At 59.7% G+C, this 14,362-nt stretch carries 20 protein-coding genes and 1 pseudogene; 2 read left to right on the forward strand and 19 right to left on the reverse strand.

The window, feature by feature from the left end; all coding sequences use genetic code 11:
• Positions 1-10: 10 nt before the first annotated feature.
• The 9 genes from XH88_RS29685 to XH88_RS29725 form a co-directional block, all read right to left on the reverse strand.
• Positions 11-574, reverse strand: a complete 564-nt coding sequence (locus XH88_RS29685) for a flavin reductase family protein (protein ID WP_271671772.1) — start codon at positions 572-574, stop codon at positions 11-13.
• 9 nt (positions 575-583) lie between these two features.
• Complete coding sequence (locus tag XH88_RS29690) at positions 584-1,813, reverse strand: acyl-CoA dehydrogenase family protein (RefSeq protein WP_271671773.1); 1,230 nt, start codon at positions 1,811-1,813, stop codon at positions 584-586.
• 64 nt (positions 1,814-1,877) lie between these two features.
• A complete protein-coding gene (locus tag XH88_RS29695; protein WP_271671774.1) occupies positions 1,878-3,146 on the reverse strand; it encodes a CaiB/BaiF CoA transferase family protein in 1,269 nt (422 codons plus the stop codon).
• 231 nt (positions 3,147-3,377) lie between these two features.
• Positions 3,378-3,806, reverse strand: coding sequence for a GNAT family N-acetyltransferase (locus XH88_RS29700; RefSeq protein ID WP_271671775.1), 429 nt, complete (start codon positions 3,804-3,806; stop codon positions 3,378-3,380).
• A 61-nt stretch (positions 3,807-3,867) separates the two neighbouring features.
• Positions 3,868-4,167, reverse strand: a complete 300-nt coding sequence (locus XH88_RS29705; RefSeq protein ID WP_271671776.1) for a hypothetical protein — start codon at positions 4,165-4,167, stop codon at positions 3,868-3,870.
• The gene (locus XH88_RS29710) at positions 4,164-4,547 is read right to left on the reverse strand and encodes a hypothetical protein (RefSeq protein ID WP_271671777.1); all 384 of its coding nucleotides are present in this window, start codon (positions 4,545-4,547) and stop codon (positions 4,164-4,166) included. The genes XH88_RS29705 and XH88_RS29710 overlap by 4 nt, the downstream gene beginning before the upstream one ends.
• Positions 4,504-4,788, reverse strand: coding sequence for a hypothetical protein (locus XH88_RS29715; RefSeq protein WP_271671778.1), 285 nt, complete (start codon positions 4,786-4,788; stop codon positions 4,504-4,506). The genes XH88_RS29710 and XH88_RS29715 overlap by 44 nt, the downstream gene beginning before the upstream one ends.
• Positions 4,788-4,937 (reverse strand): hypothetical protein, encoded by a 150-nt coding sequence (locus XH88_RS29720; protein ID WP_271671779.1) that lies wholly within the window; start codon positions 4,935-4,937, stop codon positions 4,788-4,790. Before XH88_RS29720 ends, XH88_RS29715 begins: the two co-directional genes overlap by 1 nt.
• Before the next feature lie 2 nt (positions 4,938-4,939).
• Positions 4,940-5,626: a hypothetical protein gene (locus XH88_RS29725; RefSeq protein WP_271671780.1), complete on the reverse strand. Its 687-nt coding sequence runs from the start codon at positions 5,624-5,626 to the stop codon at positions 4,940-4,942.
• Positions 5,627-5,666: 40 nt separating this feature from the next.
• On the opposite strand from XH88_RS29725, the gene XH88_RS29730 reads away from it, so the two are divergent.
• Positions 5,667-6,407, forward strand: a complete 741-nt coding sequence (locus XH88_RS29730; RefSeq protein WP_271671781.1) for a hypothetical protein — start codon at positions 5,667-5,669, stop codon at positions 6,405-6,407.
• Between the two features lie 116 nt (positions 6,408-6,523).
• Here the strand turns inward: XH88_RS29730 and XH88_RS29735 are convergent, their stop codons facing one another.
• From XH88_RS29735 to XH88_RS29780, 10 genes and pseudogenes are all read right to left on the reverse strand, one after another.
• Positions 6,524-7,516 (reverse strand): phage tail protein, encoded by a 993-nt coding sequence (locus XH88_RS29735; RefSeq protein WP_271671782.1) that lies wholly within the window; start codon positions 7,514-7,516, stop codon positions 6,524-6,526.
• 75 nt (positions 7,517-7,591) lie between these two features.
• Positions 7,592-7,810 carry a hypothetical protein gene (locus tag XH88_RS29740; protein WP_271671783.1) on the reverse strand — a complete coding sequence of 73 codons (219 nt, stop codon included), beginning with the start codon at positions 7,808-7,810 and terminating at the stop codon, positions 7,592-7,594.
• Positions 7,779-8,264, reverse strand: coding sequence for a hypothetical protein (locus tag XH88_RS29745; protein WP_271671784.1), 486 nt, complete (start codon positions 8,262-8,264; stop codon positions 7,779-7,781). Before XH88_RS29745 ends, XH88_RS29740 begins: the two co-directional genes overlap by 32 nt.
• Complete coding sequence (locus XH88_RS29750; RefSeq protein ID WP_271671785.1) at positions 8,261-8,638, reverse strand: hypothetical protein; 378 nt, start codon at positions 8,636-8,638, stop codon at positions 8,261-8,263. Before XH88_RS29750 ends, XH88_RS29745 begins: the two co-directional genes overlap by 4 nt.
• A 253-nt stretch (positions 8,639-8,891) precedes the next feature.
• Positions 8,892-9,206, reverse strand: a pseudogene (locus tag XH88_RS39130) (phage terminase large subunit); the annotation flags it as partial.
• 28 nt (positions 9,207-9,234) lie between these two features.
• On the reverse strand, positions 9,235-9,561 hold the full coding sequence (locus XH88_RS29760) for a hypothetical protein (protein ID WP_271671787.1): 327 nt from the start codon (positions 9,559-9,561) through the stop codon (positions 9,235-9,237).
• Complete coding sequence (locus tag XH88_RS29765; RefSeq protein ID WP_271671788.1) at positions 9,558-9,740, reverse strand: hypothetical protein; 183 nt, start codon at positions 9,738-9,740, stop codon at positions 9,558-9,560. Before XH88_RS29765 ends, XH88_RS29760 begins: the two co-directional genes overlap by 4 nt.
• 431 nt (positions 9,741-10,171) lie before the next feature.
• The gene (locus XH88_RS29770; protein ID WP_271671789.1) at positions 10,172-11,791 is read right to left on the reverse strand and encodes a hypothetical protein; all 1,620 of its coding nucleotides are present in this window, start codon (positions 11,789-11,791) and stop codon (positions 10,172-10,174) included.
• Between the two features lie 366 nt (positions 11,792-12,157).
• Entirely contained in the window at positions 12,158-12,793 is a 636-nt protein-coding gene (locus XH88_RS29775; RefSeq protein WP_333909277.1) for an imm11 family protein, read from the reverse strand.
• Between the two features lie 45 nt (positions 12,794-12,838).
• Positions 12,839-13,564, reverse strand: a complete 726-nt coding sequence (locus XH88_RS29780; RefSeq protein WP_271671790.1) for a DUF4261 domain-containing protein — start codon at positions 13,562-13,564, stop codon at positions 12,839-12,841.
• 599 nt (positions 13,565-14,163) lie between these two features.
• On the opposite strand from XH88_RS29780, the gene XH88_RS29785 reads away from it, so the two are divergent.
• Positions 14,164-14,304 carry a hypothetical protein gene (locus XH88_RS29785; RefSeq protein ID WP_271671791.1) on the forward strand — a complete coding sequence of 47 codons (141 nt, stop codon included), beginning with the start codon at positions 14,164-14,166 and terminating at the stop codon, positions 14,302-14,304.
• Positions 14,305-14,362 lie beyond the last annotated feature (58 nt).

Genomic DNA, 14,362 nt, shown 5'->3' on the forward strand with positions numbered 1-14,362 from the left:
CGAGTTGCCCCTACGACGACTTCTTGCGCTCGTCGTCAGCCAGAAAGCGGCCATACGTCCCCCGCGCAAACAGCAGCGGCTCTTTTGCGCCATAGGCATAAGCCTCGACCGCACCGAGAAAGATCACGTGATCGCCACCATAATAGCGATTGACGGATCGGCACTGAAAGTTGGCCACGCTCTCGGCAAGGACCGGTGCATTTCCGAGGCCAGGCGTCCAGTTCACGCCCGCGAATTTGTCGTCGGATGACTTTGCAAATTTGTTTGCAAGCGCCTGCTGCGAGGTGCCCAGCACGTGGACCGTGAAATGGCTGGCGTTCTGGAACACGGTCAGGCTCGATGAATAGACTCCGAGGCTCCAGAGGACCAGGGGTGGATTCAAGGAGACCGACGCAAACGAATTGCAGGTGATACCGTACGGCTTTCCATCAGCGGCCGTCGCTGTGATGATTGTTACACCCGTCCCGTAGGTGCCGAGTGCGTTGCGAAAATCACGCGGATCAATCTGCGAGCTGTCGCTCGCGAATTCATTGGCCGGATCAGGAGCGGCAGGCTGTTTTGGCAAGTCATTCATCGGCCGGTCTCACAGCGTGAGATTCTCGGACGGAAGGCCGAGTGCCACGCGTCCAAAGTTGGTTCCGGCCGCATCGAAATTGAATGCGAGGTGCGAATTGATCGCGTGTGCATCGCGAAACTGCCGCTGCAACACGCCGGTCGTGAACAGGCCGCGCGCGCCGCTCGCCGAGAACAGCATCGAGACGGCCTCCGTGCACAGATTGACCGAGAATGCTCCATCGCGTCGATATCTGGTCTTGGTCGCCATGTCGGGTGTGTGGCCGCGCCGGGCGTCCTCCATCGCCGCGATGCAGGCCGAGCGCATGATGAGGCGCGCAGCATCGATCTTGGCGGAGGCCTCCGCGATCTTGATTTGCGTGCTCTGGAAATCGCTCAGCTTGGCGCGGTTGTATGTCGATATGCGGTGACGGACGACCTCCGCATAATCGTCCAGGCATGCCTGCGCATTCCCGAGTGCGACGCCGGAGAGAACATAGGGAAACAAAGAGAACACGGGCAGCGCGTACAGCGGATTGGGGTTCACCTTGCTGCCGGGCGTCGCGCCGCCAGCGAGATCACCGACAGCGACCGTCATGTGCTCGGGCACAAAGGCGTCCCTGACTTCCACATCCGACGAGCCCGTGCCGCGCAGTCCGGCGACGTTCCAGGTGTCGAGGATCTTGTAGTCGGCCTTCGGCAACAGGAAGATGCGGTATTCGATACCGTCGGCTTCGTCCTCGGAGGAGACGACGCTCGCAAGCATGTTCCACGCGCAGGAGCCAACGCCCGACGAGAACGGCCAGCTTCCGTGCAGCCGGTATCCGCGCTCCACCTTGCTGGCGCGGCCGGCAGGGAAGATGAACGAGGAGGCAATCAGCACGTCCGGATCTCGGCCCCAGACCGCATCCTGCGCGCTCTGCTCGAACATGCCGAGCATCCAATGGTGGCTCGCTAGATTGGCAAGATTCCATGCCACCGACGCGTCGGCCCGTCCCAGCAGCTCGGCGCAATCGACCAGAGCGACGTAGTCGAGCTCGGCGCCGCCAATGCGTTTCGGCTGAAGCATCCGGAACAGCCCAGCCTCATGCAGGTCCCGCTCGGTCTCCGGTGGCAGGTGCCGCAGTTCCTCGGTGCGAGCCGCCCGCTCAAGCAACTGCGGCACGAGAGATCGGGCTTTGGCGATCATCGCCGCATAGGCTGGATCGCCGGAGACTGATCCTACCGACTGCCCCTTGCTCGACTGTTCATCAGGCGCCATTCGCGTCCCTCGCTCTCGTGTATTTATGCGGCGGGAACCCAATCAAATCAAGCTGGAGCGGCGCTCAGTCCGACCCTTTGGCCTTGCGCGGACCAAATGCGCCTTTTTCGGCCAACGCCGCCATCCGCCTCTCGTCGTAACCAAGCGTCTCGCGCATGACACGTTCTGTGTGCTCTCCCAACAGTGGCGCGGCCTGGGGATCAACAGTCGCTGTCAGGCTCATGGTGATCGGCGGCTCGATGTTCGGCACCCACTGCGCCGTGCGATGTGGGATCCGGCTCAATCGCGCGCGTTCCCGAGCTTCGGGCGCATTGAATCCCTCTTCGACGGTTCGGAGATAACCGACCGGGATATTGGCCAGCTTCATCTTCGTCATCCAGTTCTCGAGAGTGTCGCTCGCGAAAACTTCGGCGATGGCCGCACGGAGGCGCTCCTTGTTTTCGGATCGCGCTTTCCGCGTCGCAAATTTCGGATCGGTGATGAGATCCGGGCGGTTCAGCACTTCGACCGCCAGTCGTCGATACAAACGATCATTGGCGCAAGCCATGTAAAGCGGACCATCGGAGGCCTCGTAGACACCGACGGTCGGTGACCCGCTCGGCGAGTTACCGAAGCGCCCGGGGTTCTCGCCGTTGATGAGATAGGCCATGCCGTAGAAGCCGGTCATCCCCATGGCAACGTCGAACAGCGCGACCTCGACGTGCTGTCCCCGGCCGAGTCGATCCCGCGCCAGCAGCGCCAGCAGGATGGCATTGCAGGCAGACATCCCGGTCGCCATGTCGACAATTGGCGGGCCAGTACGAACCGCCGGACCATCAGCGAATCCATTGAGCGACATGAAGCCGCTCTCGGCTTGCGTGATGGGATCAAAGCCCGGGCGCGAGGCGAACGGTCCCGTGCGCCCGTATGCGGAGATCGAGCAATAAACCAGCCGCGGGTTGAGCGGCGCCACAGCCGCGTAATCGAGGCCGAACTTCTTCATGACCCCGCTGGAGAAATTTTCGACGACCACGTCCGCCTTGCGGATCAGATCCAACGCGATCTCGCGCGCCTCCGGCACCGAGAGATCGAGCGCAATGCCGCTTTTATTCCGGTTCAGGCTGAGATAAGCCGCGCTTTCGCCGCCGATCTCGGCATGTTCATAGGCGCGCGTGTCGTCGCCTCCATCTGGGTTTTCGATCTTGATGACGCGCGCGCCGAAATCGGCGAGCGTCTGGGTGCAGGCGGGCCCAGCAACCACGCGTGTGAAATCGATGACCAGCAGACCATCAAGTGCGCTCGGCCCTCCCGCCGCCCGCGACGGCCGTTCCGGCAATTGAGGCTTGGTGGACATCGCTGGTGCTCCCTTGCATCGGCTTGTGCTCGCCGAACTCTCTGCAAGCAAACTAAAGCCTTACGGAGCCGACTTCGCAAGGGCTTCAGATGCAACGCTTCAAGACGCAAAAAGGACCCGGCAGCGGTCAGGCTGCCGGGTCCTCAAACATGCCAGACGAACAAGGCCGCACCTGCGCCGGTGCGTGCCGCTAGCCTCGCGAAAACACCTTCCGCACCGCGGAAAACCCCTTCAGCGAAGCAACCGTCGCCAATAGAGCGTATGCGACCAGGCCCAGGGGATCACGGGTTCGTAAAGCTGATAGCCGGCTTTGATGAAGTTATTCGCTGAGACAACATTGTCCGTCGTATCGGAGACGATACCATACCACCCGATGCGACGCCCTTGCGCTTCTATCGCACGCGTCAACCTGAGCTGAAGTCCCCTGCCCCGATGCCGCTGCATGACACCGACTCTGGAGAAGTAGCCGCTATTTCGCACGTAGGTGGATGGTACGACCCCCGCAAAGGCGATCGCATCGTGGCCATGATAGGCGAGCCACCACGCGCCCAGTCCAAACTGCGGCATCGCCGCAGCATCGAAGAACGTCAGCCGATGCAGATCGGTCAAAGTTTCGGCAATGTCTTCGTCGGACGCATCGACCATACGAATTCTGTACATGGCGTGATCCAGAACAAAGGAATGGACTCAATCGGCCGCGCGGCACTCCGCGACGGGGAGCTCACTTACCCAGCACAACTTTCACACCTAGCCAGACGGCCCCCATCAGGCCGGTGGCAATCACCGTGATCACGGCCTTGAAGGTGTAGCTCTGCGCCTGCTCCACGCTTTTTCGCCACCGCCGCAGGTGCTGGAAATCGGCCCTGACCTCCTTCCGGTCATCATCTTCGATGCCAAAGCTCGCCAGCACGGACGCCACCGCCTTCAGCACGATCGCATCGATGCTGTCCTGCTGGAGCCTTTGCTGCTCGGCCAGCGTTTCGGCGACGATGGCCCTGATCTCGTCGTCTGGTTTCTTCACCGCTTGATGATCCTTGCAACATTCTCGAAGCCGCGCTTGGCGAAGTAAAACGAGACGACAAGATTGGCGGTGGTCGCCGCAAATCCCGCCAGGGGGTCCGTTGATCCAAGGCCCATCACCTTGTCCCAGACGAGGAGCTTCGCGAAATAGACGGTGACGCAATACCCGATCAACTTGTCGGGCTCGTACCAATAGCCGAGCTCGGCCATTCTATATTGCGTGACAGTTGTTGTTTCGGCTGTCTGCGCCGCGATCTCGTTCGCTGCGAGATCCGCTGCGACCTTGCTGTCCACGTTCTCAGCTTTCAGCTTGGCGCTATATGCGTCGATCAGCGCCTTAACGACGGGACCGCCGAGGAGCGAGATGATCGTCATCCACATCAGTTATTCTCCGCAGGGTTCGCAGGCGCGCGATGATCGTCACGACGGAGATCGCGAGCAGGATGCGCCCCGTGATCTTGACATCGCCGACGGCCGCGCTGATTTGGTCCTTGACGCCAGGATCGCCCAAAGCGTCGGCAAGCTCGTCGACGATCGAGGCCAATGCACCGGCAAGCGCGATGCAGTAGCTCCAGGCGATCGTCACGGAATGCAGGCAGATGGCCTTGATCCTTGCGAGCATCACAGCATGGCCCGCAGCACAGCGAGCCTGGTCTCCAGCGACTTGACCTGGGCTTCGGTGCCGGTCACGAACCGGAGCAACGCATCCTTGCAAAGCCAGCAGGCGCCGAAGCCCGCCGCGAAGGCGATCACATCAAAAATGGTCCTCATATTCATTTCCTTTTAAAGATGGCTCTGATCAGAGTGGCGACGAACGCGCCGATCGAGCCTTTCGACGGGTTCGTCAGAGATGGCTTGGCCGGTTCGCCACTCGTCGACCTTGCTGCGATCCTGGTCCCCGCGAAGCGGATGTCCGGATCAAGCTCCGCCAGCGCCATCCACAGCGCCGCGCAGCCAAGCTGCGGGTCGACTTTGCCGGGATCGTAGATGCCATCGCGCACGTATTTTCCGGCCCGGTACTGATCGGTCCCAGACCAGAGATAGGGCGACGGCACAGCGCGGACCGCGTAGCCGACGCCGTTGTAGGTCTCGAGCGCAGTCAATGCGCCTGCGATCGACCAATCCTCGTGGTGAGCCAGGAATGGGGGACACTTGACCAGCGCATCGACTGCAGCAGCCTCCCAGGAGTCAAAGGGCCCCCGCCCGGCCGGAACGTGCACAGAGACACGGTTCCAGGGGTCGCCCTGGGCCAGGGAGGCATTCCATTGCTGCGACGATTCCCGCTCGTGGATGACCGCGATGGCCGGCCAAGGGACGCCGGTCTGCCGCTCAACGGCCTGATAGCGCTGCTTCGCTTTGTAGAGGCGTAATGCAACACCGGCGGCTTCTGCCTTCCGCGTTAGCTTGGCATTCGCCCAGCGCCTAGCATTCGCCCGAGTGAGGGCGTTCAGGTCTACCATGGGTTGACTCGGGTTGGGGTTAGGGTGATATCAAGTCAGAATGAGAAATATACTGAAACAAAGCAGCACTTTGCGACGAGCGATCTATTGGGCTCGTATGCAGAGGGCTTCTTCACAGTCTGACGAAGGCTCAATCATCGAAAGTCTAACGACACAAGCACCCAAGACTTTTGTTGAGTTTGGCTTCCATCCGGTCGAATTCAATTGCTTACAACTAGCAAGGACAGACGATTGGCAAGGCGTGCTTATCGATGGCAACGCGGACCAAGTCGCGGATGCAAGGCGTCTGCTTTCGAAGCGCATCCGCGCCATCCAACGTTTCATCACGCTCGAAAACATTGACTTCATAAAAGATCTGTTTCCTCGACTGGGAGTTCTATCGATTGATGTAGACGGCAACGATTATTGGTTTCTAGAGCGCCTCATCGATACGAGACCGACTGTCATTTGTGTAGAGTACAATTCAAGCTTTGGCCTTGAGCCCGTCACCGTCCCTTACCACTCTGATTTCGACCGCCACAAATACCACCCACGAGGATGGTACCATGGAGCATCTATTACAGCTCTTGCTTCGCTCTGCACCAAGCACGGGTACGGGCTAGCGGCGGTCTCTTCGGGAGGAATGAATGCAGTCTTTACTGAGACGGGCACTCTCGACCCCATTAAAGAGTGGAAATCGAATTCGCTTCGTCAGCGCTACTCAAAGATGACGCAAGAGGAGCAGTGGGCGTCAGTTAAAACGATGCCACTAATCAATGTTCAAGCACTTCAAACGAGGTGATCAATATCAGAAACGGACCTGTTAGGAGGACCTGGCGCTGTTGTCTTCCAGATCTCTAGTCTTTACGGCGCTCCGGCCTTTCGCATTGAATACTCGGGAACGAGTTCATCCAAACCCTAGATAATGCGAATGACGTAGTTGCAGATTATCGTTGGCTGCACGTTATTGTGAGCACCACCACTGCCGGTGGTTTGAATAGATATCCCTGTGGTCGCGAGCGGAATGGTCGTATGCGTCATCTGAAAAGCATTTCCTCCGCCGGCAGCGCTGCCGACGACGTTGTCACCCCACAACCCTGCAGAGACTCCTGGAGGAGTATGCGCATGTCCCGGGTCGGTGACTCCATGACTGTGAATGGGCATCTGGGCGATTGTGATGGTCTGGCCCTCCACCCCTCCAGCAGCGCCAAGGTTGCTTGCGGACGTGCCAAAATACGATGCCGTTAGTCGTCCGGCTGCCGATCCGCCCATATCATCCTTCTTCGCAGTTATACGACCCCGAAGATCTGGAATATTGAACGTCGTCAATCCATCACCGGCACCGTACGTTGTACCAAATAGCGCGAAGAGCGAATCGTATATCGAGCGTGAGATCGCTTGCCCGTACGGGAATACAAACGAACTATTCGGTGCAGCCGCACCCCAATAGTCAAAGCCCGCGCCAATCGGGATGTTATACGGATTGCCAAACAAACCACGGAGATAGAATGCGCCGTCGGAATTATTGTAAACCGCGTCGTACGGAGTGCCTTGAATGATGATCCCTGAAGGCAATTCGATACCGGGAGCCGATCGCAGTGGTCTCGGTCCAAGACCATCGACATTTAGCGTCACCGTAGCACCGTTAGTCGTATGTGGCACAAATGCGACTGCCTGCCCGTTGAGATGCGTTAGGGAATCGAACCCCTGAAAGCTCGACATTGAGTACGCCGTGCTAGTCCCGCTCGTCACGATCGCTCCCGCCATATCATCGCGATATTTGGCGATCGCCGCCATCATTGCGCGCGCGGAATCGTTGACGCTGGAAGGGGACTGCCCCTCGGCCCAATTGACCGTCGAGTCTGCCGTCGCGTCGGCGGACGCCGTCTGAGACCATTTGTAGAGAGTCATCTTGTTTCCTTGATTCAGTGGCGCGCCATCGTCGCCATCGCAAATTCCCAAGGCACCCACGCGCCCCGCGGAAGGTCAATCCGAATTCTCCGCCTCGCTGCCGCACAATTCGATATACTGCGCGCAACGGCAGGCCGGCGCGCGCGCCGTGAGCAGGTTGCGGATCACGCCGGGTGGCACTCCGGGGCTTTGGCTTGCGATCTTCGCCACGCGCTCATCAATGATGCCATCGATCTCCGCGCGAAGCTCTTCGATCCGTTCTTCAAGTCTCGCCGCGCGCTGTTTCGTCGCCATGCGTCATTCCGTCCTTTAATTGAGTTTCAAGCGCCACCAGCTTCCGACCGGCGGCTGCCGCTTCGTTCTGTGCGCGGCGGAGCGCGCGTTCGCGCTGTTCTTCGTGAGCCGCGAGATAGGCCTGGATGTCGTAAGGCAACGAGCGGAACCGTTCCTTGAACTGCCTCGGCCACGACCGAGGCGGCGGAACCGCCGCAACTGCGCTCATCGCGTCTGCGGCGGGGCTGCCAAGCGTGGGATCGGCGAGGCCAAGCGATGCATGCATCCGCGAGACGTCCTGCATGGCCGGCCACAGCCGATGCACACCCAACGATGCACATTCGGTAACGAACCGCGCGATCGACGAAGGCGTTGCAGGACATGCGTTCACGTTGTTCAACTCGCACCATTTGACGAACATCGGCGCATCGAGTCGCCGAGCCTGCGCGAGTGCCGCCAGGAGCGGATGGGTCATCGGTTCGCTTTGCGCAGCGCCTCGTGGAGGCTGCCGATGCGCCGGCGCAGATCGACGAGCTGGACACGCCTTCTCAAGCTATGAGGGCTCGAATCGATTTCGCCGCTCAGCTCGGCATCGAACCGCTCGAGCGCGGCTACCCGCTTTTTGAGGCCGTAGAGCGCAAAGTTCTCCGCAATCCGATCCGGCGACATCGGCTCGCCATAGAGGTTGCCGGTAATGGACTCGGCGCGGTCGATGAAGTCTCTGTCGTCTTCTCTCATGGTTGAGTTCCTGTCGTAGACACGTGCCGATCCGGCCTGGCAATTGTCAAAGATTGCAGGAGAGATCGACTGGCGATTAGGAGAATAGAGATGAGCTGGCGTCGTGCCCAAACGTGAGGCGAGTTACATCATCTTCTGTTCGGCGAGCGCAGACTTTTCACCGCCGGCCCGCCGTCTTCGCCTGGTAGAGCGCCACTGCATCCTTGAGATCGCCGGAGCTGGACAGCCGGGCGCTCAACGCGCGCAGATCATGCTGATCGCGTTCGCCGCGGCTGGCCGCCATGCCCGGCCTTTGCACCGGCGGTACCGGCTTTGCCGTCACAGCGTCCCTCGCCTTCATCATCAGCCGGTACTTGCCGGCGTCGTCCTGCAGCCCGCGGAAGATGATCAGCCCGTCGCCGGGCGTCTCGATCTTGTCGCTGAACAGCTTGAAACCGTGACCAAGCCCGAGGCTCGCGATCTTGCCCTCGATCAGCCGCTTCGAGGATTGCGCCAGCGAATGCTGCGCCTCGCGGATGCAAACCGCGAGCGTGCCGCGCTCGGCCTGGCAGGTCTCGACCAGGAGCTCGCCGAAGAAGTGTGATTTGCCCGAGCCGCGCCCGCCGTAAACGCCCTTGTAGCGCGCGGGTTTCAGCAGCGGCGCGAAGATCTTGGCCGTTGGAATTTTCAAGGTGGACATGGCGAGCGCCTCGTCTCCAACGATGGCGCTAGGACACTTCGCCGCCGGACTTTTCCGGATGCACGATGATGCGCTCGATCCGGTGGATCAATTCCAGCACGCCGTCTTCGGCGTTGTCGATCGGCTGCGCGGCCTTGCCATAGCCGCGCTCGAGGATCGCGTTCGCGGCCGACGCGCGGGCCGCCGGCGTCGCATCGCTATTGCGCATGATGCCGACGAGAACCTTGATGGCTGTCCCGGCATGGCTGCGCGCGAGCGAGCGGATCTCGGTCAGCGTTCGCGCTTTCGATCGTCCCTTCGCGACCGGACGGGAGACGTCCGCGAACTTGGGCTCATATTCGAGTCCGTCACTCATGCGAACGCCTCCCACATCACGATCGCGACCAGGCCCGCCAGCGCGAGCGATATCAGATAGACCGTCATCGTTTCTCCAAGAGAAATACAAGAAAACAACAATGCGGCAGATCGCGGCACGAGGCGCGATCGTTTCGGCGCGAACCTTATCTCCGTCTTGCGGAGGCCGCGGCGGCGCAAGCAAAGGCTCGCGCCGCGGGCCGGCACGTTCGCGCGTGCACGGCCAATAAAGATGGTTCGGACGGCGGCGCGCTGTTCGGCGCTCCATGAACGCGTTTCAACGAGGGCGAGGCCGCGATGCGCGGGACGCCGTCCGATTCCTGAGATCGAAACGAAAAAGCCCGCAGCGGATGTCCCGCGCGGGCCTCACAAACTCGTTTCGATGATGCCATTATGCCGGTGTTTTGCCCGACGTGTCAAACTGCGAATTGCAATCGGAGCAAGGCCCGTCGCGATCGAAACGCTGCGATCCCGCGGCGACATGAAAAAACCCGCTGCGGATCGCTCCGCGCGGGCTGAACTGAACTCTCTCGATCATGCCACTATGCCAGTGTTTTGCCCGACGTGTCAAAGGACATTGAGCGGGGTTAAAAAAACTCGACCATGGATCGCTAGTCTTGGCGAAGCAGCGGCTGTATCCAGCGAGAGAACCATTCTTCCGCATCATTTGGCTTATTGCTCGAGGCATCAAGTCCCCAGACCGGCGGTGGAATGGCATAGCCCGGCTCATCAGCGAATGCACTGAGCGGGCTGCTTACCCGCTGGGGGTGCCTTCCTTGCTCTCGCCAATTGCTAAATCGAGCGTCGAACTCAGGAGAAGGCAGATACGGCACCGGCGCGCTACCCGACTCGAACACGCTACCCGCATTCGAGGCGTTCACGCGAGTGAGACGCCGGACTTCTTCAGGCGCAGCGACTTCCGCTGCAGAATGCATCGTCGCATCCGGCACGCTCGGCGGCTGGGTGGGCATTGTTCCGGCCGGGATCCCAGGCCAATTGCCGAATCTTTCGGCGAAATTGTCGACCCGGCCTGGCTCGCTGGCTGTCACCAAAAGTGGCGATCCCGTTCTGGATTCACCGACTGAAGGACCGCCTCCAGCAATGCTCTCACGATCCAACGAGGCAAAAGAAGACGCTCCCTTTGCAAAGACCCTTTCATCGCCAACTTCAGTCGGATTTGCGGAACCAGACTCTAGGCCGCGCCCGCTGGCGGCGCCCGCAACCGCGCCAACACCTAGCGCCGCCACGAGCCACGCAGGCAACGTGAAAGCTGCTACACCGAGAGCAGCCGCGCCCGCGAGCCAAGGGAGAAGAGATGAGCCGGATGTGGAGGAAGAGGGATAGGCCAATCCTGGCGATCCTGCAGATGAAGGATAGATCAGTCCCGTGGCCATATCGTACTGCAGAGTTGGATCTTCCGGCGGCGCGGCAGTGCTCGGAGGTGGCTGTCCAATCCGTTGCCAAGCCGGGTCCAGCGCAGGAAAACCGCGCAGCCCAAAAGTTAGAGAGGAATTACCAGGTGTAAATCCTTCCGGCTGCTTCACCTCGTCCGGGGACATCGGAATGAAGCCGGGCAGCCCGGTGTTGACAAAAGATGGCACCAAACCTGGAAGCTCGGGAACCGATCCAATCGCAGTGAACTGTCTTGAGATCGGAGAGCCTTTAGGAAATTGGTTTCGTATCTTGATACGATCTTCAAGGCTCAGCGTGCTGGTCGGGGAAAGGATGGGCCAGTGAAGGGCTCCATTCCATTGCCCAGATCCACTCAGCTGATTGATCGTGTCCAGCATCTCCTGAATTTGATCTTCATTGTCTTTGGCATAGCTCCTCCAATTCTTAAACCATCTCTCGTTCGCCGCGTTTGCCTGCTCGCGAGTCACCCCAGTTGGCGTGTTGGGAAATAGATGGCCATTCGCCTGCGCGTATTTGGCCGCGGCCAAAAGCCTATTCAGATCGGAAGCAATCTCGTCGAACCGCGATTCGCGGCCCGCTACGCCAGCCGCGAACTCATCTGTTGACTCGACCTCATCGAGGTATTCCAAGAACCCATTGTAATACGATCGAAGATGTCCTCCGGAGTGTGGGCTCGACTTGAGATCGTCGGCAAGTCCCTGCGTGGCAGGTAGAGCCATACGATTCTTGATCCCATCAATGTCGAAGCGATTAGCCAGGCGGTTTATGACCGGATGTTCTGCAAGAAGTTGAGGCAAGATGTGATGAATCGGAAACATGCGACCGATGCTTTCTGGCGCACGCCGGCATCCGAGCTGACCATGAGCTCAGTCGGCATTTTTGATTGCAATCGATTGGTGAGACGGCCAGCGATTGGAGCTGGCATTGGATTTGCGCGCCGCAGTCGGTGCAGCCGCGCTAGTTAGTATTGCTGCTAGGCGAGCAAGTACTCTCGACGTCGGCGCCTGAACCGACGGCATGACGCAAACGTGCGGCCGCACCAAAGACTGGCGCCGTGCCTCTTATGCTATGTTTGTGGAAAAGGGACCTTCGTTCCCTAGAGGAAGAAGCGTTGCGTAAAGGTCAACAAGTGACCAATGTTCGCTTTCGACTCTTGATATGCGAGATCGTGCACCAACGTGCGATTACCCACGGGACACATCTTCGAAGCTTATTCCCCTCATACCGGCCTCCCTGCACGCATCCTTCATGATTTGATCACAAATGACGCCAACCCAGAATCGTGGTCTGAAGATATGGGCTGAACCGACGGCCTGTTGTTTAAAGACCAGTCGGGCCCCGGCCATAAGATCATATCGCCTGTACGGGGTCCCATCATCCACGATTGTGCCTTGCGACTTTTGCTCGTCGATAGCATCGAGTACGCGAATGACGTCGCAAAGCCAGTAGGTTGGCGCAGCCGGTCCAGTCAACGATCGCGTTTCGCACTTCAAGAATACTACGCCCTCTCGATCTATACTTTCGAGAAGATCCTTCATCCGATCGGATGCGAGCCGAAAGCCGTAAAAAAGCTCCCAGTCGCCTGGTGCCCGACCAAGAGATCGGTCGATCAGCAGGCGCGGCGATTCGGGGAGTGGCGGAAAGCCGCGCCGGCCCGGCGGCGGCATTAGAAGGCGGCCCCCATTCAGAGCGGCGGTATTTTCGATTTTTACCCCTGGCGCAGTGTGAAATCCGCCTATTGATACACGGTAGAATTTTGCAGTCTTTGGTTTTCGCATGCGCTTCTCAATCGAGGATGCAGCCATGAATTGTCGTCTCATCTTCCTCACAGGCGCTATCGCGCTGAGTAAGCGAGCTATGCTCCGTTAGGGCGAGCCGTCCGTACAAAGAAACACGGGCATGCCGTTGAACTGGTCGGAATTCTTGTAGCGCACAGCGATGCGCTCGTTCGCGTCGCCGCCAAATGTATCGCCCTCTTTGAGCACGCGTCCATGCTCGATGAGATAGACGGCAAGGCCGGCCACCCTTTCGATCAGCGCCTCGAGCGTCAGCCCGGAGGTCTCGAACTGAATCTCGCGATCGACAAAAGCGGTCAGCCCCATCGTTACCGCACCGATGCCTCTTTGCCAGCGGAAAGGCAGGACATCGACCCAGAGCGAGAAAGGATAGTCGGGGAACGGCGCATAGGATCGCCGGGAGAAGTGCAGCCAATGATCAGCCGGTCGTGCGACCTTGCCATCCCAGACCACGGCGCAGCATTCCGGCACAGTCGCTATCAACGCGCCGATAACAGCAGTCATCAAACGAGCCTTGGGCAGTAATGGCTGGCTTTGTCCGACCACCGAGACGATCAAATGACCGCGGTGTCGCGCCGCGACGGTGTTCGCCTCCGGCCAGGCCATCGTCGTGCGCGACCACAACCCTGGATCCTGTGGAATGGGCGCCGGCATTGACATCACGGCGATGAGTTGATCGCCGCAGTGGAGCACCGATCCACCCGCGGAACGCTGGCGGATAGCCGCCGCATCGGCCTCCATCTCCGCCGCCAGCTCCGGGTGGCGGGTGCGAAGCGCCTCGGCAAGCGCGACCATGTCCGGCGTTGCCGGTCTCTCCAGCAAGACAAGCCCAAGAAAGGATCTACTCATCACAGCCTCGGTCGGGATCGAGCGTCAGACAAATTCATTGTCACTCGCCCTCGGGTTGAATCGAACATACAGGGAACAAAGTCAACATCTTTCTCGCCCGCGGCTAATTCGAAATTTTAACGTCAAGCGCGGAGACGATTGACAGGCACAATGAGCGATCGGATCCAAAAGCAGAAAGCCCGCGACGGATGTTCCGGGCGGGCTGCAAACTCCTTCAATGATGCCATTCTGCCAGTGCTTTGCCCGACGGGTCAAGCTTCACTTATGATAAACCGAACATGCTCGGCAACTTGAGACGCCGGACAATTATCGTGCTCCAACGGTCACCATCGCATCGATGACATCAGCATGAAAAAGCCCGCGGCGGATGCGTTCCGCGCGGGCTCACCTAAGATTTCGATGATGCCATTATGCCGGTGTTTTGCCCGACGTGTCAAACGAACGATCTGGCAGCGTGGCGCGTTGGTCGATCAGGAGGATCGGCCATGACTTCAAGAACAGCTGCGCCCAAATCGCCGCGAGATCTGCCGAGACGGAGGCCGCGCATGGACAAGGAGCGGGAGAGGCAAGCGGCTGTCATCGCGGACGCCGGCGAGACTGAAGACAACAGCCGCGATCTCGTGCACGGCGAGGGTGGAACCATCGACCGGCCGACCACGCCCGGCGAACTGTCCAGGGACGATTAGGCCGCCGCTTCCGGCAACGCCCCTCCTCCCAGCTTGATATGTGGTGCGCTAGGGGCTT

Source organism: Bradyrhizobium sp. CCBAU 51627 (assembly GCF_028128765.1).
Classification (GTDB): Bacteria; Pseudomonadota; Alphaproteobacteria; order Rhizobiales; family Xanthobacteraceae; genus Bradyrhizobium.